Raw genomic sequence first — 21,638 nt, 5'->3', positions numbered from 1 at the left:
GTACGGATAAAGCCGTCCTATCCAAGGAGACTTCCCGTGCCCCCTACCCCGCACGTCCCCCAGTCCGCCGCGCCCGTCTCGGCGGCGCCGGCGCAGTCCGCCGACCCTCCCGGCTGGGAGACGCTGGAGCTGGCCCGGCACAGCGCGGAAGCGCACGCGACCTTCCAGCGGCTGATGACCGAGGCGCACCTGGAGTACCTGCGGGTCATCGAAGCCCTCACCGGCCGCCCGACGGAACCGGACCGTGCCCGCCCGCCGGCCGCACCGTCCAACGCGGCGGCCGGTCGGTGGTCGGCGCCGGCGACGAGCCCCAACCGGCGGGCCTGGCCGGCGGCCGGCAACGACCGCCGAGCCGACCCGGTCACGGGCGCCGAGCACCGGGCCGGACCGCGGCCGCCGGCTGCCGACGCGGGGCGCCGGGCCGGGACGCTGCCGCCGGCTGCCGGCGCAGAGCACCGGACCGGGGCGCTGCGTCCAGCTGCCGATGCGGACCACCGCGCCGGGCCGGTTCCGCCGTCCCCGGGTACGGAACGCCGGGCCGGGGTGCCGGCCGAGCCGCAGGGCCCCGCAACGTCGCCCACTTCCGTCCCGGCTCAGCCGGATCGCCAGGGAACAGCCACCGACACCGTCGCGCCGGATCCCGGTGAGGCCGCCCCGGCAACCGACCCCGCCGAGGCCACCGGGACCTCTCCGACCGACCGGACAACCGCCACGGACGCCACCGTCCCCGGCGAAGCCACCGAACCCGACGCGATGGCCACCCAACCCGACGCGGTGGATCCCGACCCGACCGATGCCGGCTTCATCGAGCCCACCTTCCCGGGCCTGGCCGGCTTCGACTTCGGTGCCGCCCCGACCGAACCGGCCGCCCTCACCCAGACCGAGCCGACCGGCTTCGCCCCGACCGGGCCGGCCGGCCTCGCCCAGACCGGCCCGCAGGAGATCGACGTCGTCCGGCTGACCATGTCCTGGGCCCAGACCCCGCTCGGCGGCCTCGCCCCGCCCGGCCTGCACGCCGGCCCGGTCCACGTCGTCGACGGCGGCAGCGGCCTCGCCACCGCCGTGGCCGCCGAGCTCACGGCCCGCGGCCTGGCCGCCGAGGTGGCCACCCACCCCGGTCTGGGCGGCGTCATCTTCCTCGGCGGCATGGCCCGCCCGGCCTCCCCCGACGCGGCGCTCGAGGCCCAGCTCACCGCCCTGTGGCTGGCCCGCAACGGCAAGGACCGCGGAATCTTCGTGACCGTCGCGGACACCGTGAGCGGCCGGGCCGGTGCCTGGCTGGGCGGCCTGGTCGGGCTGGTCGGCGCGGTCGGCCGGGACCGGCCGGCGGCGTCCGCCATCGCCATCGAGTGCGAGCGCGGGGACCGCGACCCCGCTGACGTGGCCGTGCTGATCGCCGACGAGCTCACCCGGGGTGCGGGTGCGCAGCGGGTACGGGTCGCCGCCGACGGTACCCGTTCGGTGGGCCGGCTGGTCTCGGCTGGAGCCGGGGCACCGCGGGAGCGGGTCATCGGGCCGGATTCGGTCATCGTCGCGTCCGGCGAGGCCCGGGGCTTCTGTGGTGCGGCGCTGGTGGAACTGGCCCGTTCGGCGCAGTGCCGGCTGGTGCTGCTCGGCCGTACCCCGTTGGCGGCCGAGCCGGAGCACCTGGCCGGCGCGGCCGACGAGGTGTCGCTGATGCGCAAGTTCGCCGCCGGCACCGGCGGGCCGGACGGGCTGGCCGGGATGCGGCTGCGGGCCCGGGCGGTGCTGGCCGCCCGCGAGATCCGGCAGACGATCGCGGCCTGCGTGGCCGCCGGGGCCGAGACCCGGTACGTGCACGCCGACGACCGCGACGCCGACCGCCTCACCGCCGAGCTCGACGTGGTCCGCTCGGAGTGGGGCCCGATCACGGGTGTGCTGCACTGCGCCGAGGTCGTGGTGGACCGGCGGCCCGGAGAGAAGTCCGCTGCCGACGCCGACCGGGCGCTGAGCACTCACCTGGCCGGGCTGCCCGCCCTGCTCGCGGCGACCGCGCAGGATCCGCTCGACACGCTGATGCTGTTCTCCTCGGTGGCCGGCTGGTCCGGTGACCTCGGGCAGGGCACCCAGGCGCTGATCGGCGCCACCCTGGACCGGATCGCCGAGGCGGAGCAGCGCCGCCGCCCCGGCTGCCTGGTCCGTTCGCTGGCCTGGGATCCGGCCGGCGAGACCGGTCCGACGGGCGACGCCGACCGGGGCGATACCGAGACGGTTCCGGTCCACGCCCGCGCGGCCGCGTTTGTCGCCGAGCTGGCCGTCGACGGGCCCGCCCACATCGTGCTGACTCCCCGCTCGACGGTCCCGGACCGGGCTCAGCCGGCCAGCGTCGCCGTCGACGCCGGTACGCACCCCTGGCTCGCCGATCACCGGCCGCAGGACGTCGCGATCCTGCCCCTGGCGGCCGGGCTGGGCTGGATGGCCGCGGCCGCTCGGGTCCGGGAGCAGGACGCCGTGCTGACCGGCGTCCGGGTGCTGCGCTCGGTGGCGACGGAACATCCGCAGACCATCGGCGTCACGGTGTTCGGCCGGGAGGTGTGGCTGAGCAACGACGCCGGTGAGCCGTGCTTCCGGGCCGGCTTCGGCGCGCCCGGGCCGGACCGCGAGTGGCGGCCCGCCGGCGACCCGGCGCGATTCCCGGGCAGCTCGGTGTACGCCGGCCGGCCACTGTTCCACGGCCCGCGGTTGCACGTGGTCCGCTCGCTCGGCGAGATCGGTCCCCAGGGTGTCGTCGGCACTGTCCTCGGCGCCCGGGCGATGGGCTGGCCGGACGACGACCTGCCGGTGGACCTCGCCGCCCTGGACGGCGCGCTGCAGCTCAGCGGCGTCTGGGCGATGGACGAGCACCGCCCGGTGCTGCCCATGGGGGTCGCCGAGTGCCGCATCCACCGCTGGGGCCGGTTGCCGGGCCCGGCGCTGTGCATCGTGGCCGACGGTCACCGCGACGAGCGCGGGGCCCGCTGCGACGCGGCCCTGGTCGGCCCGGACGGCGAGCTCTGGGCCGAGCTGCTGGGGATCGAGTTCATCGCCCCGGCCGGTCCGCTCAGCGTGCGCTGACCAGCCCCAGACTGCTGGGCTTGACGCCGGGGAAGACGCTCGCCACGTCGCTGATGCCGCAGCGGGCCCGCAGGATCTCCCCGATGACCGCGCGGTAGTCGGTCGTCACGGCCAGGTCGCCGTCCACCAGCTGGGCGGCGGCCAGGCCGGGCCAGCGGCCGTGCACCTTGCCGCCGCGGACGCCCCCGCCGAGCATGAGCATGGCGTTGCCGTAGCCGTGGTCGAGGCCGCCGGACCCGTTCTGGCCGACCCGCCGGCCGAATTCGCTGATGGTGACCAGGGTGACCCGGCCCAGCCCGGCCGGCCCCAGGTCCGTGGCGAACGCGGCCAGCGCCTTCGCCAGGTCGGCCAGGTGGTCGTACATCTTCTTGCCCGGCGCCGCCGCGCCCAGGTTCTCGTGCATGTCCCAGTCGCCGGAGTCGACGGTCGCGCTGAGCAGGCCGACGTCCCCCTTGATCAGCCGGGCCACGTCCCGCAGCGCGGCCCCCAGCTCGGTGTCCGGGTACGCGGCCCCGTTGGCCGGCTGGTACCCGGCGGCCTTGAGTTGTCCCGCGGTGCCCAGTGCTCCGGTCGTCATCGCCGTGGTCTGAGCCAGGGCGTCGGGTGCGCCCGCGTACAGGGCGGCCATGGTCGCGGCCATCGGGCGTTTCGGGTCCTCCCCGGAGAGCTTGAAGTCGTCGATCGAGGTCAGCCCGAGGCTGGGCGCCGGACCGGCCAGCACCCGAGCGGGCCGGGCACTACCCACCGAGACCGCGTCGAACGGATGGTCCGCGCCCAGCCGGCCCGTCATCCGGTCCAGCCACCCGGTGCGCAGCGTGGTGCCGGGCGCCGCGCGTTCCAGCTCCTCCATCGCCGAGAAGTGCGAGCGGTTCGGGGCCGGCTGGCCGACGGCGTGGACCGCGCCGAGCGTCCCCGCCTTCCAGAACGGCAGCAGCGGCGCCAGCGCCGGGTTCAGCCCGAAGTACGAGCCACGCCCGATGAGCTGGGACTTCGGCACGGCGATGCCCGGCCGCGCGGCGTAGTAGCCGGCGTCACCGGCCGGTACCACCGCGGACAGCCCGTCGAAGCCGCCGCGCAAGGACAGCAGCACCAGCACGTCGCCGGCGTACGAGCTGTCGGCGGCGAAGGCGAGTTGGGTGGCGAGCTGGTCACCGACCAGTCCGGCGAAGACCCCGGCGGCCCCCGCCGCGAGCAGTTTGCGACGGGTGACCGGGGCACAGCCACAGGCCTCGACAACGGACATGGTCACCTCAGCGCGAAGTAGGGAGAGTTGAGCAGCAGAGCCACCAGGTACGGGAACGCCCACCCGACAGCGGCGTCGCTCGCCTTCAGGGCCGAGGCCGGCGTCTTGCCGTAGTAGGCGGCGATGGCCGTGGTGTGCGCCGGGGCGAGAGTCCGGCCGACCAGCCTCGTGGCCACCGCGTCGATCAGCGCGCCGTAGGTGGCCGGCACCGTACCCGCGAAGGCCGTGACCAGCGATGCCGGCCGCTGCAGCGTGCTCGGCCACCAGCCGGCGGCGATGTTCAGGTGCGCGTTCCAGCGCACGACCTGCCCGGACGGCGACGCCCAGGCGGCGGCTACGTCGGGATAGCCGTTCGGCGGCGCCCAGGCCATCGGCGCCTGCCCGGCCGACTCGGTGATCCAGTAGAGCGCCTTGAGCGCCTGGGTGCCGGACTTCTCGGGCGCGTAGCCGAGGGTGCGTACCGTCGCGACGATGTCCTCGAGCGGCGTGCGGGTCTTGGCGCCGACCGACGCGGCGAACTCGGCCGAGCCGAACAGAGCGCGCAGCACCGGGGCGATCGCCGTCCGGTTGTCCAGGTAGACCTTGGCCAGCCTGGTCACCAGCGCGGGCGGCGGGTCGTCGGCGACGAAGCGGACGCAGAGCTTGGTGGCGATGCGCCGGGCGGTCGCCGGGTGCAGGGCCAGGTGGTCGAGCAGGGCCAGGGCCGCGGTCTGGCCGCGGCCGGCGCTCGTGTTGGCGTGGCGGAAGCCGAGCACCTTGACCGCACCGGTGGCGTGCCGGCCGGCGTCGTAGCGGTAGCGCCCGTCGTCCCAGCTGACCGTCATGCCGGTGAGCAGCCGGGCGGCGTTCTTGACGTCGGACTCGGAGTAGCCCAGCCCGACCGTGTGCAGTTCGAGCAGCTCGCGGCCGTAGTTCTCGTTCGGCGCGGTCTTGGTGGAGAAGCGGTTGTCGAGGTACGTGAGCATCGCCGGATGCCGGGCGGACGCCTTCAGCATGTCGGCGAAACGGCCCAGCGCGTACGGCCGGATCACGGTCCGGTCGTAGTCCTGCCGGCTGTCCCAGACGTCGCCGGCGGGGTTGGTGACGTTGAGGTGGTTGGACCAGAAGTCGACCATCACCTCGAACAGCTGCCGCTCGCTCCAGACCGCGCGGGCCAGGGTGGCGCAGCCCAGCTGGTACATGGTGTCCCAGCCGTACATCTTGAGCCCGCCGCTGCGCACCTTGGCCCGGACGCCGTCGATGGTGAGCCGGGTCAGCGGCAGCCGGGCGACCAGGTCGTCGGCGACCGGGTCGGCGATGGCGGCCGGCTTGAGCTGCCGCTCCAGCCAGGCCGGCGCGCCCAGCCGGCGGATCTCGGCCGTCGACTCGGGGGTCGGACCGTACGTCGCGCGGCGCAGCAGGTGCAGCAACGGGTCACCGGGGAGGAAATCCGCAGTCGCCGTCACAACCGTCGACGTCGGCCCGCGGACGCCGAATCCCAGGGTTCCCGCCGCCGCGCTACCGGATCGCAACCGACATACTGCTGCCATGGCGCAGCGCAGGCGGGGTGAGCGGCGGGTCGAGACCGTCGGCTCGGGCGTCGCCGAGCTGGTCGGGGACCCGGACCGGGCGTCGGGCTGGACGCTGCTGCTCGACGGGGCCCCGCAGTCACACGTCGACCTGGCCGATCCGGCGCACCTGGAGTTCGAGTACATCCGCCGGATGGCCGCGGCCATCGACCTGATCGCGCCGGCCGGAGCCCCGCTGCGGGTCCTGCACCTGGGCGGCGGCGCGCTGACGCTGCCGCGCTACGTGGCCGCGACCCGGCCCGGGTCGCCGCAGCGGGTGGTGGAGATCGACGGGCCGCTGGTCGAGCTGGTGCGCCGGGAACTGCCCTGGGATCCCAAGGCCAAGATCCGGGTACGCGTCGGCGACGCCCGCGAGGCGGTCACCGGCATGCGCGACGACGGGTACGACCTGGTCGTGGTGGACGTCTTCGCGGGTTCGCGCACCCCGGCACACCTGGCATCGGTGGAGTTCATGCGGGAGGTGGCGCGGGTGCTCGCGCCGCTGGGCTGGCTGATCGCCAATGTGGCCGACGGGCCGCCGTTGCGCTATGCCCGTACCCAGGTCGCCACCATCCGGGCCGCGCTCCCGCAGGCCTGCCTGGTCGCCGACGCCGCGGTTCTGCGTGGCCGGCGCTTCGGCAATCTGGTCGTGCTCGCCGGGCGGAGCTCGCCGCCGGTGCCCGAGCTGAGCCGGCGCGCGGCCGGGGACTGGTTCCCGGGCCGGGTCGAGACTGACCTCGATCGATTCACTTCCGGTCAGCAGCCGGCGACGGACATCGACGCTCTTCCCTCTCCGGCCCCTCCGGAGGGGCTGTTCAGCGCGCGACCCTAGACAGCAGTACGGACCCCGCCGCCCAAAGGTTCACGCGCTCCGGGCCGGGGGTGCCGTCGTTCCACGATGAGGCAATTTCACGTCCCCGCGACTTGTCCGGCCTCTGCTGGATCGATCTAATCGAGGTATGCCGGATTCGCATTTTCTCCCCACTGCGCTTCCCACCGGCCACTCCGACGTCTTCGGCCCGATGCAGGGCGGTGAGCGCCCCCTGTGGCAGGGCCGGTGCGCTGTCGCCGAGTACGCCTTCGACCAAGCGGCGTCCCTGCCGCGCTGGGCGCTGCCGGAGAGCACCGAGGTCCTCGTGACCGACAACCGTGTGCTGTACGCGTACACCCGCTCGGACTCCCCCGACGACCTCGAGGTCACCTCGGGTGAGCTGCGCTGGCTCTACCCGCAGCACCTGCGGGTGCAGCCCGGCGCCCGGACGACGGGCCGCGCCGCCGCGGCGGCGCAGATCCAGCTCGTGTGCGCCGCCTCCGACGGCTCCTTCCCGGCGCTGGTCTTCGCGGGCGGCGACCTGGCCACGGTCGGCGACGCGGACAAGCTGGCCAACCTGATCCGGCAATCGATCGCCCGCTTCCGGGTCGACCACGCGGAGCAGCTGGGCCTGTCGACGCCGCAGGCCCGGATGCTGTCGCGGCTGCTGATCGGCCCGGAGTTCAGCAATTTCCAGGGCGGTGAGGGCCAGACGGTGACGCTGCTCGGGGCCCTGTCGGTGCACCGCCCGGCCGACCCCGGCCCGCCGGCCGGCTACGAGCTCGAGGTGGCCGTGCCTGAGCCGCACCGGCTGGTGATGGACGACGCGGACCACGACAGCCTGCTCCTCGCCTCGCTGCACCAGGACTTCCCGCCGCGCTACGAGCCCCAGCCCCACGAGGCCCAGCCCGAGCCCTACGAGTTCCAGCCGGACGAGGCCCGGTCGCACGACGTGCCCTATCCCCCCTCGGTGAGCGGCACCCGGATGCGGCTGCCGGGCTACCGGCCGGGGCTGGCCGCCGACGAGGCGCGGGCCCTGCAGGCGGCCGCGGCCGAGCAGGCCACCCACGTCAACCAGCCGGATCTCGCGTCCCGCGCCGCCGACCTGGCCGCCCGGATCGCCAGCCTGGTCTCCACCGCCGAGGATCAAGCCGCCGAACAGGCCGTCGCAGATCAGGCCGCCGCCGAGCGTGCCGCCACTGAGCGGGCCGCCGCGGAACAGGCAGCGGCGGAACGAGCGCGGGCCGAGGAGGAAGCCGACCTGTCCGAGGTGCCGACCACCGACCTCACTGCCCGGGCCGCCCACGTCCGGCGGGCCGCCGCCCGCTTCGCGACCAACTCCGCCGCGGGCAAGGCCGGGGTACGCCGCCCCGAGCCCGAGATCGGCTCCTCCTCCCGGGGCCAGCGCCCCCGCTGAGCCTGATCCGCCGCCCCGGCGCGCTCCGATAGCTACGCTGACCAGGACAAACCTGCCTGTCAGCGCAGATCGGACAGCGTCACCATGGCCCAGCTGCTGTACCGCCTCGGCCGTTTCTCGTTCCGGCGCCGGCGGTTGGTGGCCGGCCTCTGGGCGCTGATCCTGCTCCTGCTGGCCGCCGGTGCGCTGACGCTCGGCGGCAAGACGGTGGACACCTTCACCATCCCGGGCACGGAGTCGCAGGAGGCCCTGGACGCCCTCAAGCGGGACCTGCCCGATGCCGGCGGCGCCGCGCTCACCGTGGTCGTCCAGGCGCCTGCCGGCACGCAGCTGCAGGATGCGATCACCCGGGCCGCCGTGGCCGACGTGGTGGCGCAGGCCGCGAAGCTGCCCGGTGTCGTCGCCGTGGTGGATCCCTACGCCTCCGCGCGGATCGACCGGTCCGGCACGATCGGCCTGATCAGCGTGCAGTACACCAAGGGCGCGGACGACCTCTCGGCCGCTGACCGGGAGGCCTTCGACACGCTGGCGTCCGGCGGCACGGACCAGCGCCCGCGGGTGGTCCCGGGCGGGGTGAGCGGCGGCGGACCGGAGATCGGCGCGACCGAGGTGATCGGGGTGGCGGTGGCCGCCCTGGTCCTGGTGGTCACCTTCGGCTCGCTGGTGGCCGCCGGGATGACGCTGCTGACCGCCCTGATCGGGGTGGTCGCGGGCATGTGCGGCCTGCTGCTGGTGACGGCCGTGGTCGAGGTGTCGTCGACCGCCCCGGTGCTCGCGCTGATGCTGGGCCTGGCCGTGGGCATCGACTACGCGCTGTTCATCGGCTCCCGGCACCGGACCCAGCTCGCCGCCGGGATGGCCGCCGAGGAGTCGGTCGCCCGGGCCACCGCGACCGCGGGTTCGGCGGTGACGTTCGCCGGGGCCACGGTGGTGATCGCGCTGGCCGGGCTCAGCCTGGTCGGGGTCCCGTTCCTGACCGCGATGGGTCTCGCCGCCGCTGGGACCGTGCTCACCGCCGTACTGGTGGCGCTCTCGCTGCTGCCCGCCGTGCTGGGCTTCGCCGGGGGCCGGGTGTTGCCGCGCGGTCTGCGCAACCGTGGCGTGCACGCGCGGCGGGCGGGCGAGGACGGCTTCGGCTTCACCTGGGCGCGCTGGGTGACCCGGTTCCGGGTGCCGGTGGTGATCGTGGTCGTCGGCGGGCTGGGCGTGCTCAGCGTGCCGGTCCGGGACATGCGGCTGGCGCTGCCGGACAACGGGACCGCGCCGGCCGGCTCCCACCAGCGGATCGCGTACGACCTGACCACCGCCGCCTTCGGGGCCGGCGCCAACGGTCCGCTGCTGATGGTGATCCGGGGCCCGCGCGACACCGTGTCGTCGCTGGCCGGCCGGGTGACCGCCGCGGCCCGCAAGCTCCCCGACGTCGCCGCGGTCAGCCCCGGGCCGGCCAACGCCGCGGGCACCACCCAGGTCGTGGTGGTCACCCCGGCCGGCGGTCCGAGCAGTGCGGAGACCGCGCAGCTGGTCCACGCCCTGCGCGACTCGGTCGCCCTGCTGGCCGGCGGCAGCACCAGCGTGGCCGTCACCGGCACGACCGCCGTCGGCGTCGACGTGTCGCAGAAGCTCACCGCGGCCCTGCCCCGCTACCTGGGCGTGGTGATAGGGCTGTCGTTCCTGTTGCTGCTGCTGGCGTTCCGCTCGGTGCTGGTGCCGTTGAAGGCGGCGGCCGGTTTCCTGCTGACCACGGGGGCCACCTTCGGCATCACGGTCGCGGTCTTCCAGCTCGGCCGGGCGGCGGACCTGTTCGGCGTGGACCGTCCGGGGCCGCTGGTCAGCTTCCTGCCGATCATCATGACCGGGGTGCTGTTCGGGCTGGCCATGGACTACGAGGTGTTCATCGTCTCCCGCGTACGCGAGGACTTCGTGCACGCCGGGTCCCCGAGTGACGCGACCGCGACCGCGGCGACCGTGGCGGGGGTCGGGCACGGCGCCCGGGTGGTGACGGCCGCGGCGCTGATCATGGCGGCCGTCTTCGGCGGGTTCGTGCTGATCGACGACCCGACCATCAAGGCGATCGGCTTCGGGCTGGCCCTCGGCGTGCTCATCGACGCGTTCGTCGTACGGATGACGCTGGTGCCCGCCGTGCTGACCCTGCTGGGCCGCCGGGCCTGGGCCTTCCCGCGCTGGCTGGACCGGATCACGCCGCGGGTGGACATCGAGGGCGACAGCCTGCCCCGGCCGGAGCCGGCCGACGCCCCCGAGCTGGTCAGACTCTGACGAAGCAGGTGCCGGCGGTGACCCGCTCGTCGTGCACCCGGTGCGCCCGGCGCAGCAGGTTCATCAGCTCGTCCTCCTGGCGGATCCGGGCCCGGTACTTCTCCGGCAGCCGCTTGAGGTGGGCCTCCTCGTCGAGCAGCTTGTGGTAGATCTCGTCGCAGTAGTGCGGGTCGGTCTCGATGTCGAGGAACTCGGTCGCGTGCCGCCGCGCCGCGGCGACGTACGTCTGCGCCCGGCCCTTGGGGCTGAGCAGCGACGCGATCACCGTGATGATCAGCACGCCGATGATGAAGGCCAGCGAGGCGCCCGTACTGATCTCGACCACGTCGATGTGCTCGCCGCCGTTGATGAACGGCACATTGTTCTCGTGCAGGGCGTGCAGGATCAGTTTCACGCCGATGAAGGCCAGGATCGCGGCCAGCCCGTACGAGAGGTAGATGAGCCGGTCCAGCAGCCCGTCCAGCAGGAAGTAGAGCTGGCGCAGCCCCAGCAGCGAGAACGCCGTGGCCGTGAAGACCAGGTAGACGCTCTGGGTGAGGCCGAAGATGGCCGGGATCGAGTCCAGCGCGAACAGGATGTCGGTGCCGCCGATCGCCACCATGACCAGCAGCATCGGGGTCAGCACCCGCTTGCCGTCCTGGACGGTGAACAGCTTGTCGCCGTCGTAGTCGTCCGAGGTGCGCAGGAAGCGCCGGGCGAGCCGGATGATGACGTTGTCGGCCGACCGGCCCTCGCTCTCGTCACCCTTGAGCAGGTTGCCGGCGGTGATCAGCAGGATCAGGCCGAACAGGTAGAAGACCCAGGCGAACGAGTTGATCAGCGCCGCGCCCAGGAAGATGAAGCCGGTCCGGGCGATCAGCGAGAAGACGATGCCGAAGAGCAGCACCTTCTGCTGGTCGGCGCGCGGCACTTTGAAGCTGTTGAGCAGCACCAGGAAGACGAAGAGGTTGTCGACCGACAGAGCCTTCTCGGTCACCCAGCCCGCGAAGTACTCCGCGCCCATGTCGCGGCCGCCGAAGATGAGCACCCCGAAGCCGAAGACGATCGCCAGGCCGACGTAGACCGCGGACCAGGCCCCGGCCTCGCGCAGCGACGGGATGTGCGCGCGGCGGACGTGGAAGTAGAAGTCGAAGACGACGAGCCCGAGGATCCCCACCACGGTCAAGGTCCAGACCAGGCCGGACACCTGCATGCCACCACGCTCCACGGAGTCTCGGTCGATCGGCGAGATCCATCATCCTAGGGGGACGACCGGCGTCACCGGACCTTGGTCGTGGCGTCCGTCACGGCGGCTTTCAGCTGGGCCTCGGTGAGGAACAGCGTCCCGGTCAGGTCGGCGCCGCGCAGGTCCGCCCCGCGCAGGTCGGCGCCGGTGACGTCGGCCGAGCGCAGATCGGATCCGCGCAGGTCCGCACCGATCAGCAGAGCTCCGCGAAGGCTCGCGCCGCGCAGATCGGCGCCCCTGAGCCGGCGACCGATGAGGTTGGCGCCGCGGTGGTCCGGGCGGCGCCCGCCGACCCCGGCCCGGGCCAGCTCACTGGCCTGCTGCAACAGCGGGTTGACCCGCCGCCGGTGGGCGTCGACGTCCAGGGCGAGCAGCTCCTGTGGCGTGCCGGTGGTGAGTGCCGTGGTCTCGTCGAGAGCCGTGCGCAGTTTCGGGTGCAGCCGGCGCGCCGCTGTCAGCTCCAGCGCCTTGGTCACGTACCAGAGCAGCTCGTGCAGCTGGCGCATCACCGGCAGCACCGCGAACATCTGCCCGGCGATGCCGGGCGTGCCGCGCCACTCGCGGCCGCCGAAGGTCACCTGGGTGACCTGCTGCCCGGCGCCGAAGCAGTCGAAGACGACGCAGCCGGGGAAGCCGCGCTCGTGGAGCCGGTCGTGGATGCCGCAGCGGAAGTCGTCGGCCAGATTCGGGCACGGCTTGCCGGCCGGCTTGTCGATGGCGAAGTCGGACGACTTGGCGAAGGCCGGCGCGACGCAGCACAGGCCGGCGCACCGCCCGCAGTCCGCCCGCAGCTGCTCGGAGGTCAACACGGCTCCGACCGTATACCGAGCCGTCTTTCGGCCGCCGAGTCCGACATGGCGGTTACCTGCCGTCACTGCGCCACTTGACCGAAAGTAACTCAGAGTTGCCACCCCACTCATCCGTCCAGGTGATAACCGGGTCCGTCCGTACGGGTGACTACGCTTTGTCATCTTCACTACGCTGCGTAAATCCCCACAGCTACGAGGAGAACTTGCTGATGCGTGCACGGAAGACGGCGGTCCTGACCGCGATCGGCTGCGTCGCCGCCCTCGGCCTGGCCGCCCCCGCGAGCGCCGCCGACGCGGCGCCGACGATCTCGGCACCGGCCAGCCGCAACGGCTACGGCCCGATCACCATCACCGGTACGGCCCCCGCGGGCTCGACGGTGGAGCTCTACGAATCGGCGTACGTCTTCAACGACTTCTACAAGTCGCCGGACTACGACCACGGCGGTTACGTGTCGACGATCGCCTCCGGCTCGGGCACGTACCAGCTGAGCCGCATCCTGGACTCCGGCTTCCGCTTCTACGTCGTGGCCAACGGCGTCGCGTCCAGCCGCATCTCGGTGGCGATGGGCATCGTGCCGACCATGACGATGAGCGCCTCGAACGGCACCGTCGACGTCACCGTGTCGGCCAACCCGACCCAGCCGGGTCTGGCGGTGCACATCCAGCGCAACAACGACGGCACCTGGACGGACATCGCGGGCGGCCAGACCGTCGGCGACGCCTCGGTCTACACGACGACGCTGACCGGTCAGGGCACCGGGACGAAGTCGTACCGCGCGGTGATCGACGCCGAGCCCGACAACAACCTGCTGGCCGGGCGCACCGAGACGGTGACGCTGAACGTCGGCAGCGGAAGCGGCAGCGGCGGCGGGTCCACCCCGACCACGCCGACCCCGACTCCCACCACGCCGACCCCGACGCCCACCACCCCGGGCACGCCCACGACGCCCGCACCCAAGGCCGGCGACGTGCAGTTCACCAAGATCGTCTACAACTCGCCGGGCACCGACAACGGCAGCAACACCAGCCTCAACGCGGAGTACGTCCGGCTGACCAACCGCACCGGCAAGACGGTCAACCTCAAGGGCTGGACGATCCGCGACGCCGCCGGGCACGTCTACACCGTCTCGACCGACCACAAGCTCGGCGCCGGCAAGACCGTCTACGTGCACAGCGGCAAGGGCACCAAGGGCCGGCCGGACAGCGGCCACCGCTACTGGAACCGGACCAGCTACGTCTGGAACAACTCCGGCGACACGGCGTACCTGCGCAGCCCCAGCGGCAAGTCGATCGACTCCTGCCGGTGGACCAGCAACAAGAACCAGACCTACTGCTGAGCCCCCGTACGCGCTGACGGCCCTCCGGCTTCCCCGCCGGAGGGCCGTCGTGCTGGGTAGGGTGCCCGAGTGCCTGATCATCTGCCCGACTGCTCCTGCTGCGGGGGAGCCCTGTCCCCGGTCGACTTCGCGGTCCGCTCCACCTGGCCGGACCCGATGCTCGCGCTCACCCCGCCGGAACGCGAGGCGACCTGGGGCAACGAACACCTGCGGGCGGCCGAGGGCATCGGCGCGTTCGTCCGCTGCCTGATGCCGGTCCGCCTGACCGGCGGCGGCACCCTCGAATACTCGGTGTGGCTGCGGGTCCCCGCGCCGATGCTGCGGCACGCGAGCGAGATCTGGGAGGCCCAGGAATACGCGGACCTGCGCCTCGAGGGAACGGTGGCGAACGCCGTACAGCCGTGGGCGGAGATGCTGGGCGCGCCGGCCCGGGCCGAGGTCCGCGAGGCGGATTCGATCCCGTACCTGGTCGCCGACGAGGGCACCCTGATGCACCGGATTCTGCACGACGAGTGGGACCGCGACGACGTGCTGAGCCGGCTCACGTACGCCCTGCCGACCCCGGTCCGGCAGCGGATCACCACACGCTGGTCGCTGGACCGCTCAGCGGGCTTGGAGCTGCGCCGGCACGAGGACCGGATCTACTTCACCGGCCCCGGCCGCACGGTGCACCTCGACCCGCTGGGCCCGCCCGCCGGCTCGCCGCCGGCCGACGTGATCCGCGACCTCACCGCGGACGCGCCACGGGACCGCGACGGCGAGCTCACCGAGACCACGGACGAGACCCTCCGGTACGCCTTCTGGCGCCCCGCCCTGGGCGACGGCCGCATCCTGCACAACCTGCACGGCTACGTCGCGATCCCAGGCGACGTCCTGCACCTGGTCTGCGTCTACGACGACCCGGCCGACCTGCCCTGGGCCCAGCACGTGTGGCGCTCGGTCCGCCCCGAGAAAGGCTGACGGCCGGCCTCGTGCTAGCTTTATGAAGCCGACGCGGGGTGGAGCAGCTCGGTAGCTCGCTGGGCTCATAACCCAGAGGTCGCAGGTTCAAATCCTGTCCCCGCTACAAAGCAGAACGGCCCGTCAGAGATCATCTGGCGGGCCGTTTCGCATGAGAGCCTTTGGGAGTCGGTTTGTCGAGTTGGCAGATGAAGGGCGTAGCGGCATTCGTCCGTGTCGCCTACAAGCGCAGATTCGCCACCGAGGCCGCCGGCCGCGCGGTGCTGGCCAAGAAGAAGGGCCCGTCGGCCCCACCGCCGACGATCCGCAAGCGCTGCGTCGTGGCCCACCGCACGGTCAACAACCACGACGTGTACGTGGTGCGCTCCCGCCGAGCCGCCACCGGCCCATCGGAGCACGCCGTCATCTACCTGCACGGCGGCGCGTACACCAGCGAGATCGTCCGCGAGCACTGGGCGCTGGTGGCCCACCTGGCCGAACAGACCGGCTACGACGTCCACGTCCCGATCTACGGCCTGGCCCCGCAGCACCACGCCCTGGAAGCCCTGGACCTGGTCACCACGCTGATCAAGGACCTGTCCCCGCACGACCGCCGCTGCTACCTGGCCGGCGACTCAGCCGGCGGCGGCCTGGCCCTGCTGGCAGCCCAGGCATTCGCCGACGACCCGCACCGCCCGGTGGCAGGCCTGACCACGATCGCCCCCTGGCTGGACCTGACCATGTCCAACCCGGACATCCCGGCGGTGGAACGCACCGACCCCTGGCTGACCCGAGCCGGCCTGCACCCGATCGCCGCCTCCTGGGCCGGCGACGTCCCCCTGACCGACCCCCGTCTGAGCCCCCTGTACGGCCGCCTGGACGACCTACCACCGATCCAGGTCCTCGTGGGCACCCGGGACATAACCCTGCCCGACTGCCGAGCACTGAGGGACCGTACAGCCCCCGGAACCCCGCTCACGTACCACGAGGAGCCAGGGGCCATCCACGTCTACCCGCTGCTGCCCGTACCGGAAGCCAAGCAGGGCCGCGAAGCGATCGCCGGGCACATCCGCAAAAGCCTCACCTGACCGGGTCGGGCACCTACGCCGGGTCATCGTCGTCGGAACGGTCGTCCTGACGGCCCTTCGGCCGGACCAGTCGGGCGATGGAGAGGGCGGCTGCGATGGCGCTGAGCAGAGCCGCGGCTAGATCGAGTGCGGTGACCGGGTCGGGCATCCACATGAGGAACTCCTGGAGATCAACCTGAATGACATGAAATGACCTGAGACTCATTCAGGTTGATGGACGTACTCGTGTCCGCGATCGCACTGGACAAACCCGGACGGGACCACGGGTCGACACACAGAGGAGCCAGGCGGTTACATAGAGAGATGTCTCCCCGGCCCGCCGATCCCCGAAAAGGCTACGCCGCGCGACTTCGCCTGTGGCGGAGTCAGTGCGGCAATCCATCCTTTAGAGACCTCGCCCGGACGACCCACATACCCCACTCGACCATTCACGACCGGCTTGCCAACGGCCATGCTCTCAATTGGGATTTCATCGAGAAAGTGTGGTCAGGGCCATCCATCAGTCCGCGGAGCACCTCGAACTGGATCTGGACGACTGGCGCCGCCACTACGACCGGATGCTACGAAACATCGAGCTGATCGAGCTGTCGCCGACGTGGCTGGGGCCGATCGTGCCGCCTGCCGACGCCTACCAGCGCCGGGCGGCCACCACCAGGGTGGACGTCATCAACGACACCGGCCGCACGTTCGTGATCCAGGGAACCGGCGGTGTCGGTAAGACCCAGATCGCCGCCAAGCTCGTCGATGACGCATGGCGCGCGAAGGCAGCGGACGTTGTGCTGTGGCTGACGGCAACCTCGCGAACCGCGATAGTCAGTGCGTATGCCGACCTGGCGGACGCCCTCGGCCTGGAGCCGAGTGCAAGTCCCGTCCGGATCCTGGCCAAGCTGGCCGAGCCCAGTTGCCCGCGATGGCTGATCATCTTTGACGACCTGCAGGACCCGGCGGACATCAGCGGCCTCTGGCCTCCCGCCGGCAACGGCAACGTTCTGGTGACTACCCGACGCGTGGACTCCATCCTGAGGAACAACGGCCGCATCACGGTGCGGGTCGAGGAATTCGCTCCGGCCGAGGCACGACGCTTCCTCGTCGAGAGGCTCGGTACCGAGGCGGCCGACGACCCGGACCGGGTCGCGGCCGCGCTCGGCTATCTGCCCCTAGCCCTGGATCTGGCCGCCGCGTACATGATCGATTTACATCTGGACGGCGAACAGTTCCTCGGCCGGCTGCACGCCCGCCGGCTCGAGGTGCTCGATCCCGATGATCCGTCACGCACCGGCGTGACCTCGCTGTGGGCGATGTCGGCGCGAGATGCGAATCATCACGAGCCCTCCGGGGTCGCCGGGCCGCTGCTCGAAGTGGCTGCCGTGCTGTACCCCAACGGCATTCCGGTGGACATCTTCACCAGTGACCCCGTCCGGGCGCTGGTCGCTCAGCGCCGCGGCCGGGAAACCCCCGCCGACGACGTCCTGGACGGGCTCTCCGGCCTGGAACGGTTCAGCCTGGCCAGAATCGACGAGGAACCGCGGCGCGTCGTGCGCGTGCACCAGTTGCTCCAGCGGGCGGTGCGCGAGGCTCATCCCTCGCGGTGTCTGGACGCGGCCACGGCAGCCGTCGACGCGCTCGAGCAGAACTGGCCGGAGGACGAGCACGACCGTCCGCTGATCCAACTTTTGCGGGAGAACGTCGCCGCAGTGCGGCAAGGGACAGAGAGCGCGGTTTGGGGCGACAATCTGCATCAGGTGGTGTTCCGCGCGGGTAACAGCCTCACGCGCGACGGCCTCTTCGCCGAGGCCGTCGACTACTGGAGTGAGCTGCTTGGCGAGGCGGAGCAACGACTCGGCGCGGAACACCCCGACACCCTGACGGTTCGCAACAACCTCGCGTGGTCGCGCGGTCGCGCCGGGAACGCCGAGGGTGCGTTGGCCGACCTTGTCAGCCTGCTGGAAATTCGGCACCGGGTGCTGGGCCCGGAAGACCTGAACACCCTCGCAACCAGACACGGCATCGCCATCTGGCGAAGCGCGTTGGGAGAGACCGAGGCGGCGGTCTCGATGCTGGACGATCTGAAGAACAGTTATCTGGATCTCTTCGGTGCGGACCACCAGGACACCCTGAACACCCGGCTGGCACTGGCGAATCTGGCGAGCAACGCGGCGCCGCCCGATGCCACAGATGATCTCCGCGCCCTGCTCAGCGACTACCTCAGAGTGTTCGGCACAGACCATGACCGCACCTGGGAAGTGGAGACGTCCCTGATCAACAATCTCGCAGAAACCGGCGCAGCCGATGAAGCACTCTCGCGGTACCAGCAGCTCATCACTGTGCAGACGCGCGTCCTCGGACCGGACCACCGGGAAACGCTCGAATCCCGTTTCGACTTCGCGGATCTGCACGCCCGCCTGGACCGCCCAGCCGACGCCGCCCGTCTCATGCGCGAGCTGCTCGAAGACGTAACACAGCTGACCAGCGGCCCCACGTACACCGCCCAAGACCTGCAGACGCTCCAGCGCGAAATAGAACTCTGGTCAACATGACCGGAGCCCCGCCAGCAACCGCCGCAGCAACAAGCAACCGGCGCAGCAGGCGCAACAACCGCACCGTGGGGTCTGGGGGGCTCGGCCCCCCAGGCAGACATGCGAAAGAGTCCCCCATCCGCGCTGTATGCGGATGAGGGACTCCCAGACTCGTAGCGGGGACAGGATTTGAACCTGCGACCTCTGGGTTATGAGCCCAGCGAGCTACCGAGCTGCTCCACCCCGCGTCGGTAGCTCAACCCTAGCCTGCGGGCCGCTCCGCATGCAAAACGACCCCCCGTAACCTGCCCCACACATGCGCGCGGCCCGCCGGTAACCCGGCGGGCCGCGCACCATGTCACCTGGTCAGCCGCTTGGTGTCGGGGCCGGCGCCGATGGTGCGCCGGACGGTGGTGTCGACGGCGGGACCGAGGGTCCCGTTGTCGGCGTCGTGCCCGCCGCCTTCTGCGCGTTCTGGAAGTTGGTCATCGCCGTGTCCAGGGCTTGCAGGGCCTGGCCGTACCGGACGAAGTCGCCGGATGCCTGGGCCGTCTTGACGTCCGCGATGGCCTTGTCCAGGGCCGCCGCCGCCTGGGCCAGCTGGCCGCTCAGCGGGGGCTGCCCGTTGCCCGTGTTCGGGGGCGTGTTGGCCGGCGGCGTGTTCGCCGGTGGCGTGTTCGTCGGGGGCTGGTTGCTCTTGCCCTGGGCAACCAGCTTGTCCAGGCCGTCCTTGAGGTTGTTGGCCAGCACCACGTACGTGCCGCCGTCGCCGTAGGACATCAGGACCTTCTGGAGCAGCGGTACGGCGTCCTGTTGCCCGCTCTTGACGTACACCGGCTCGACGTACAGCATGCCGTCGCCGACCGGTAGCGAGATCAGGTTGCCGAACAGCACCTGGGACTGGTTGCTGTTGGACAGCAGGGTCAGTTCCGAACGCACCGTCGCGTTGTTGGTCATGCGCTGGTGCACCTGGACCGGGCCCTGGATCGCTGTCTGGTCCGGCAGCTCCAGGACTTCCAGCCGGGGCTTGTTGTCGACGTACGACCCGGAGATCAGCGCCGCCAGGTTGTCGCGGTTGTTCGGGGTGACCGCCGAGGTGAGCTGGAAGCGGGTGCTGTCCTGCCCGGGCAGTTGCACGTTCAGGTAGAACGGCGGCTGCTTGACGCCGCTGTCCGGGTCGTCGGGCACGTTCGGTACCTGCCAGAAGTCCTGGCCACTGAAGTACTCGGCCGGCTGCGTGACGTGGAACCGGGCCAGCAGGTTGCGCTGCACCTTGAACATGTCCGCCGGGTAGCGGAAGTGCGCGGCGAGCGAGGCCGGCGTCTGGGCCTTGGGGGTGATCAGCTTGCCGCCGAACGCCTTGTTCCAGGCCTTGAGGACGGGGTCCTGCTCGTCGAACTCGTACAGGGTGACCGTGCCGTCGTACGCGTCGACGGTCGCCTTCACCGAGTTGCGCATGTAGTTGATGTTGTCCCGGGCGAGCGCGACCGTGCCCCGGTTGGTGAGCTCGTCGGTCGTCTCCTCCTGCAGGTTGATCCGCTGCGCGTACGGGTACGTCGCCGCGGTCGTGTACCCGTCGAGGATCCACTTGATCCGCCCGTCGACCACAGCCGGGTACGGATCGCCGTCGATGGTCAGGAACGGCGCGACCTTCTCCACCCGGGAGCGCGGGTCACGCACGTACATCAGCCGCGAGTCCTTGTTGACCGCGTCGGAGAGCAGGAAGTTGCTCTCGGTGTTCTTGATCGCGAAGACCAGCCGGCGGAGGAACGACCCGATCGGCACGCCGCCGGTGCCCTCGTAGGTGTAGCGCTCCTCGGCGTTGTTGTTGTCGGGCTGCGGACGGTCGAACTCGGTCTTCTTGTTCGCGTCCGCCTGCCCGACGATGGCGTACTCGGTCGACTGCTCGCCGAAGTACACCCGGGGCTGGTCGACCTTGATCTCCTCGGAGCCCGAGGCGCAGCCCGGCTGCTGGTCGTCGCCGAGGAAGCCGGAGACGAAGTACGGCAGGCCACCGCAGACGACCTGGTTGGCGGGAGCCGCCACCATGCCGTACCCGTGGGTGAAGACCGTGTGCCGGTTCAGCCAGTTCTGCTGCTGGGTGGTCAGCGCGTTGTCGTTGATCTCGCGGACGCCGACCACGTAGTCCTGCGGCTTGTTGTTGGTCAGCGTGTAGCGGTCCACGTCCAGCTTGGGACCGAAGTCGTAGAAACCCCGGACCTGCTGCTGCTGGGTGTAGGCCTCGGAGACCAGCTGCGGGTCGATCAGCCGTACGTTCTGGGCGCTGGTGTCGGACGCCATCGTCGCCGGTGGCACCGTAGTGGACGCCGCGTACGGCCGGATCTCCGTGTCGGCGATCCCGAACGCCGCCCTGGTGGCCTCGATCGACCGGGCGATGTACGGCGCCTCCTTGTCCGCCAGGCTCGGCTTGACCTGGAAGTTCTGGACCGCCAGCGGGTAGATGCCGCCGATCGCGACCGCGGAGATGGCCAGCAGGGCCAGCGAGACGCCCGGCCACACCAGATTTCGCATCACCGCGTTGGAGAACACGACGATCGCGATGGCCACCACGATCGAGATGTAGGCCAGGATCTCCTTGGCCGGCAGCAACGCGTTGACGTCGGTGTAGCCGGCGCCGTACAGGCCGGGCGAGACGTGCTGCTCCAGCAGCAGCGCCCGCTGGTCCAGGATGTACGCGACCGCCTTGAGCAGCACGAAGAACGCCACCAGGGTAGTCAGGTGGGCCCGCGCGGCCGCGGTCATCCGGTCGCCGACGCCCTGCAGGCGCACACCGCCGAAGATGTAGTGCACGGCCAGCGCGCCCAGCACCGACAGCACGATCGTGGTGAAGCCGACGCCGAGCACGTACCGCCAGAGCGGGTACTCGAAGATGTAGAAGCCGACGTCCACGTTGTGCTCGGGGTCCCGGACGCCGAACGGCTGGGAGTTCTGGAAGAGCATCCAGTCCTTCCAGCGGCTCTGCGCGGACAGGCCGGCGAAGAAGCCGATCACCACCGCGATGATCGTGATCCAGGTGCCGAGCCGCGGCTGGATCACCATCCGGTAGCGCTCGAGGGTGGCCTGCTCGGCCGAGTGCGGCCGCAGCAGCGGCCGGAGCCGGTAGGCGAGATACAGGTTCGCTGCGATCACCAGGGCCATCAGCAGTCCGATGGCCAGGAAGAGCAGCAGCCGGGTCACCAGTACGCCGGTGAACACACCTGTGAAGTCGACCTCGTCGTACCACAGGTAATCGGTGTACGCGTCGATGCCCCAGCCGAGCAGCGTGAAAAGAAGGAAGACCCCGACGAGGACGCCGACGGTCACGCGACCGCGCCGGCTCATCCTCGGTAGAGGACT

Annotated in this window: 12 protein-coding genes, 2 tRNA genes and 2 pseudogenes; 9 read left to right on the top strand and 7 right to left on the bottom strand. The window is 71.5% G+C overall.

Annotated features, from left to right (window positions below):
* The first annotated feature begins 36 nt into the window (after positions 1 to 36).
* Complete coding sequence (locus tag ACZ6S4_RS14345) at positions 37 to 3,075, top strand: KR domain-containing protein (protein ID WP_465475342.1); 3,039 nt, start codon at positions 37 to 39, stop codon at positions 3,073 to 3,075.
* Here ACZ6S4_RS14345 and ACZ6S4_RS14340 read toward each other — a convergent pair.
* Both ACZ6S4_RS14340 and ACZ6S4_RS14335 read right to left on the bottom strand, forming a co-directional pair.
* The gene (locus ACZ6S4_RS14340) at positions 3,062 to 4,318 is read right to left on the bottom strand and encodes a DUF1501 domain-containing protein (protein WP_465475341.1); all 1,257 of its coding nucleotides are present in this window, start codon (positions 4,316 to 4,318) and stop codon (positions 3,062 to 3,064) included. The two genes, ACZ6S4_RS14345 and ACZ6S4_RS14340, sit on opposite strands and share 14 nt — an antisense overlap.
* 2 nt (positions 4,319 to 4,320) lie before the next feature.
* Positions 4,321 to 5,763 (bottom strand): DUF1800 domain-containing protein, encoded by a 1,443-nt coding sequence (locus tag ACZ6S4_RS14335; protein ID WP_465475340.1) that lies wholly within the window; start codon positions 5,761 to 5,763, stop codon positions 4,321 to 4,323.
* A gap of 82 nt (positions 5,764 to 5,845) precedes the next feature.
* On the opposite strand from ACZ6S4_RS14335, the gene ACZ6S4_RS14330 reads away from it, so the two are divergent.
* The 3 genes from ACZ6S4_RS14330 to ACZ6S4_RS14320 all read left to right on the top strand — a co-directional run bounded on the left by ACZ6S4_RS14330 (position 5,846) and on the right by ACZ6S4_RS14320 (position 10,367).
* Positions 5,846 to 6,697 (top strand): spermidine synthase, encoded by an 852-nt coding sequence (locus tag ACZ6S4_RS14330; protein WP_465475339.1) that lies wholly within the window; start codon positions 5,846 to 5,848, stop codon positions 6,695 to 6,697.
* 127 nt (positions 6,698 to 6,824) lie between these two features.
* Positions 6,825 to 8,093, top strand: coding sequence for a translation initiation factor 2 (locus ACZ6S4_RS14325; protein WP_465475338.1), 1,269 nt, complete (start codon positions 6,825 to 6,827; stop codon positions 8,091 to 8,093).
* 84 nt (positions 8,094 to 8,177) lie between these two features.
* A complete protein-coding gene (locus ACZ6S4_RS14320; RefSeq protein ID WP_465475337.1) occupies positions 8,178 to 10,367 on the top strand; it encodes an MMPL family transporter in 2,190 nt (729 codons plus the stop codon).
* A gap of 211 nt (positions 10,368 to 10,578) precedes the next feature.
* Here ACZ6S4_RS14320 and ACZ6S4_RS14315 read toward each other — a convergent pair.
* Both ACZ6S4_RS14315 and ACZ6S4_RS14310 read right to left on the bottom strand, forming a co-directional pair.
* Positions 10,579 to 11,559 (bottom strand): annotated as a pseudogene (locus tag ACZ6S4_RS14315) (TerC family protein); the annotation flags it as partial.
* Positions 11,537 to 12,401 (bottom strand): annotated as a pseudogene (locus ACZ6S4_RS14310) (pentapeptide repeat-containing protein); the annotation flags it as partial. The pseudogenes ACZ6S4_RS14315 and ACZ6S4_RS14310, both read right to left, overlap by 23 nt.
* A 209-nt stretch (positions 12,402 to 12,610) precedes the next feature.
* Between ACZ6S4_RS14310 and ACZ6S4_RS14305 the strand changes: the two are divergent.
* The 4 genes from ACZ6S4_RS14305 (at position 12,611) to ACZ6S4_RS14290 (ending at position 15,765) form a co-directional block, all read left to right on the top strand.
* The gene (locus tag ACZ6S4_RS14305) at positions 12,611 to 13,738 is read left to right on the top strand and encodes a lamin tail domain-containing protein (protein WP_465475336.1); all 1,128 of its coding nucleotides are present in this window, start codon (positions 12,611 to 12,613) and stop codon (positions 13,736 to 13,738) included.
* Between the two features lie 69 nt (positions 13,739 to 13,807).
* Complete coding sequence (locus ACZ6S4_RS14300) at positions 13,808 to 14,698, top strand: DUF2199 domain-containing protein (protein ID WP_465475335.1); 891 nt, start codon at positions 13,808 to 13,810, stop codon at positions 14,696 to 14,698.
* 32 nt (positions 14,699 to 14,730) lie between these two features.
* Positions 14,731 to 14,804: transfer RNA gene (locus ACZ6S4_RS14295), tRNA-Met, on the top strand.
* Between the two features lie 82 nt (positions 14,805 to 14,886).
* Positions 14,887 to 15,765: an alpha/beta hydrolase fold domain-containing protein gene (locus ACZ6S4_RS14290; protein WP_465475334.1), complete on the top strand. Its 879-nt coding sequence runs from the start codon at positions 14,887 to 14,889 to the stop codon at positions 15,763 to 15,765.
* A gap of 13 nt (positions 15,766 to 15,778) precedes the next feature.
* Here ACZ6S4_RS14290 and ACZ6S4_RS14285 read toward each other — a convergent pair whose 3' ends face one another.
* Positions 15,779 to 15,919 (bottom strand): hypothetical protein, encoded by a 141-nt coding sequence (locus ACZ6S4_RS14285; protein ID WP_465475333.1) that lies wholly within the window; start codon positions 15,917 to 15,919, stop codon positions 15,779 to 15,781.
* A gap of 328 nt (positions 15,920 to 16,247) precedes the next feature.
* Between ACZ6S4_RS14285 and ACZ6S4_RS14280 the strand changes: the two genes are divergently transcribed.
* Positions 16,248 to 18,302: a tetratricopeptide repeat protein gene (locus ACZ6S4_RS14280; protein ID WP_465475332.1), complete on the top strand. Its 2,055-nt coding sequence runs from the start codon at positions 16,248 to 16,250 to the stop codon at positions 18,300 to 18,302.
* 153 nt (positions 18,303 to 18,455) lie between these two features.
* Here ACZ6S4_RS14280 and ACZ6S4_RS14275 read toward each other — a convergent pair.
* A tRNA-Met gene (locus ACZ6S4_RS14275) sits at positions 18,456 to 18,529 on the bottom strand.
* A 118-nt stretch (positions 18,530 to 18,647) separates the two neighbouring features.
* On the bottom strand, positions 18,648 to 21,623 hold the full coding sequence (locus tag ACZ6S4_RS14270) for a UPF0182 family membrane protein (RefSeq protein ID WP_465475331.1): 2,976 nt from the start codon (positions 21,621 to 21,623) through the stop codon (positions 18,648 to 18,650).
* Between the last annotated feature and the right edge of the window lie 15 nt (positions 21,624 to 21,638).

The sequence above is a fragment of the Actinoplanes sp. NPDC051405 genome (assembly GCF_055586185.1).
The sequence above is the reverse complement of the archived record's forward strand: the minus strand, read 5'-3'. Positions and strand labels throughout refer to the sequence as shown.